The organism is Rothia mucilaginosa (assembly GCF_964210535.1).
Lineage (GTDB): Bacteria > Actinomycetota > Actinomycetes > Actinomycetales > Micrococcaceae > Rothia > Rothia mucilaginosa_F.
Genome location: NZ_CAXOMR010000042.1, coordinates 1 through 2762, shown reverse-complemented (window position 1 = coordinate 2762; position 2762 = coordinate 1). Strand labels below are relative to the sequence as shown.

The following is a 2762-nucleotide window of genomic DNA, read 5'->3' as shown; positions in this document are numbered from 1 at the left end:
CTTGCCTGCGGAGGGGTAGATGCTGCCGTCCATCACGCCGCGCTCCACCTGTTCCAGGCTCACGCCGCGAGTCTCCGGCAGGTTGCGGAACATCAGCAGCGCAATGACCACGTTCACCACGGCGAAACCGATGAAGGAGCCAGTCAGACCGACCGCACCCAGAATCATGGGGAACGCCAGCGACAGCGCACCGTTCATCATCCATCCGCTAAACGCCGAAATACCCATGCCCGCCGCACGCACACGCAGCGGGAACAGCTCGCTCATAATCACCCAGGTCGACACGTTCAGGCAGGTCTGCATCGCGCCCACAAAGCAGACAATAAGCACCAGCAGAATCCAGGGGCGCGCCTCGTTATCGGCGGGCAGCAGCAGGGATGCACCCGCAATCAGCACGTGGAAAAACGCGGTCGAACTATAGCCAGTAATAACCATGACTCGGCGCGGCACACGCTCCATCAGACGCAGCGACAGAATCGAGCCGAGCACCGCAATCGTACCCGGCGCAATGTTCGCAATGAGCGCCGCGGACTCGCTGAAACCAGCTTCCTTGAGCACCTTAATGCCGTAGTACATGATCGAGTTGATGCCGGTCAGCTGCTGACCCGCGCCAACGAGAATACCGACGAGCAGGATGCGCACGAACCAGCCGCGCACGCCCGCACTGTCCTTACCCGCCGCGGTGTTCTGGGTGGTCGCCTCCGCCTGCAGAGTGCGTTCAATGTCGGCAATCTCGGCCTCGGCACGCTCGGCGGAGCGAATACGCTTCATAACCGCCAGCGCTTGCTCACGCTTACCGACGCGCAGCAGCCAGCGCGGCGACTCGGGCACGCGCAGCATGCCGACGAACAGACCGATGGCGGGCAGGGTGCAGATGGCGAACATCCAGCGCCACACGCCGTCATGCTCACCCCACAGGTTGCCGATGAGGGCGTTCACGATGAACGCGGCGAGCTGACCGCCCACGACCATGAGTTCGTTGCGACCCGAGAGGGAGCCGCGAATTTCGTAGGGTGCGAGCTCCGCGAGGAATACGGGCACCACGGCGGAGGCGCCGCCGACCGCCAGGCCGAGCAGGGTGCGTCCGGTGATGAGTACGGCGACGTTGGGTGCAAATACGCAGGTCAGGGCACCAATGAAGAAGATGGTGGAGAGCCCAATGATGGTGGTTCGGCGGCCGAACCGGTCGGAGATACGGCCGCATCCGAGTGCGCCGATAGCGGCGGCGAAGGCGAGCGATCCGGTGACCCAGCCTTGGGCGGTGGAGTCCATGCCGAGTTCGCGGCTCATGGGTTCGAGCGCGCCGTTAATCACTCCGGTGTCGTAGCCGAAGAGTAGACCGCCGAAGGTGGCGATGAGTGCGATGATGCCGAGGTATCGGCTGTGCTTCCCGGTGCCCAGAGGGGGCAGGGTGGAGGCGGTGCTCTGTGCGCTCATGGTGTCCTTTGATGCCGAGGAGTTAGGGGGAGAGTACACCGACATTGGTGGTTCTTCAGCACTGTCAGTGGGCTAGGTGAGGTGCGTCAGGTTAGACACACCTCACCTAATCCTAGCGAAAACGCTCGGCGGGTGATATTTATTTCTCACCACGCACATTTTTCAGCATATTTTACGGCCGCCATATGTGACCGCCTGAGTGCCCCTTGAGAAGGAGCCCGCATTTAGAAGAGCGCGATCTTCTCTGGTGCCGGGAAGATGGCGTCCAGGGCGGCGAGGTCCTCAGCGTCGAAGCGCAGGCATGCCGCCTGTGCGTTGGCGCGCACCTGCTCGGCGCTGGTTGCACCGGCAATGACGGAGGTGACCGGCGACTGCTGTGCGAGCCAGGAGAACGCCGCCTGCACCTCGGTAATGCCGCGCTCGGTGCAGAAGGTGTGGAAGGCTTCGAGCTGGTCCCAGTTGGCGGCGTCGAGCACGTTCTTCTTGGAGTGGGACAGGCGCGAACCGGCGGGAATGTTGTCGCGGCGGTACTTGCCGGTCAGCAGGCCGTTAGCGAGCGGGAAGTACGGCAGCACACCCATGCCGAAGTGCCGTGCGGCGGGCAGGATTTCGAGTTCTGCGCGGCGGTCGAGCAGGTTGTAGTGGTTTTCAGCGACGATGAACCGTTCGGTGCCGAGTTCACGGGCGCAGTGTTCGGCGTGGGCGAGCTGCCAGCCGGAGAAGTTGGAGTGGCCCAGGTAGCGGACCTTACCGTCGCGTACGAGCTGGTCGAGGGCGCTGAGGGTTTCTTCGATGGGGGTGTTGGGGTCGGGGCTGTGGTAGAAGTACAGGTCAATGTAGTCGGTGCCGAGGCGGCGGAGGGACCCTTCGACGGCGCGCATGATGTAGCGGCGGGATCCGCGGGCGTTGCGGTCGTTGCCGTTGAGGTCGCCGACGGGCAGACCGAATTTGGTGACGATGGTCAGTTCGTCGCGATCGAGGCCGAGCTGGGTGAGGGCGGTGCCGAACATGGTTTCTGAGAGGCCGGGTTCGGCGCCGTAGAGGTCGGCGATGTCGAAGAAGCTGATGCCGGCGTCGACTGCGGCGGCGATGACTTCGTTGGTGCCTTCCTGGGTGCGGGTGGGGGTGCCGGGGCGGCCGAGGTTGTTGCAGCCGATGCCGACGCTGGGTACGACGAGGCCGGAGTTGCCGAGCCTGCGGTAGACGGGGGATTCAATACGTTCCATGTTTTTAACTCTACGTTGTGCGGGTATGTTGCGTGGTTATTTCCCCTCCAGTTGGGAGGCGAAGAGCTTCCTGAAGCGTGATGTGGGGTCGGTCGTTAG

2 protein-coding genes are annotated in these 2762 nt (G+C 63.4%); both read right to left on the bottom strand.

The features are described from left to right. Window positions 1-1482: sugar porter family MFS transporter (locus tag AB8C10_RS09220; protein WP_368867554.1), on the bottom strand; the 1482-nt coding region annotated here is incomplete at its 3' end. A gap of 179 nt (window positions 1483-1661) precedes the next feature. Next, complete coding sequence (locus AB8C10_RS09215) at window positions 1662-2663, bottom strand: aldo/keto reductase (protein ID WP_005509045.1); 1002 nt, start codon at window positions 2661-2663, stop codon at window positions 1662-1664. Window positions 2664-2762 lie beyond the last annotated feature (99 nt).

Coding starts and splice junctions, on each gene's coding strand:
- AB8C10_RS09215 (WP_005509045.1), bottom strand. CDS start 2,663: ATGGAACGTATTGAATCCCCCGTCTACCGCAGGCTCGGCAACTCCGGC.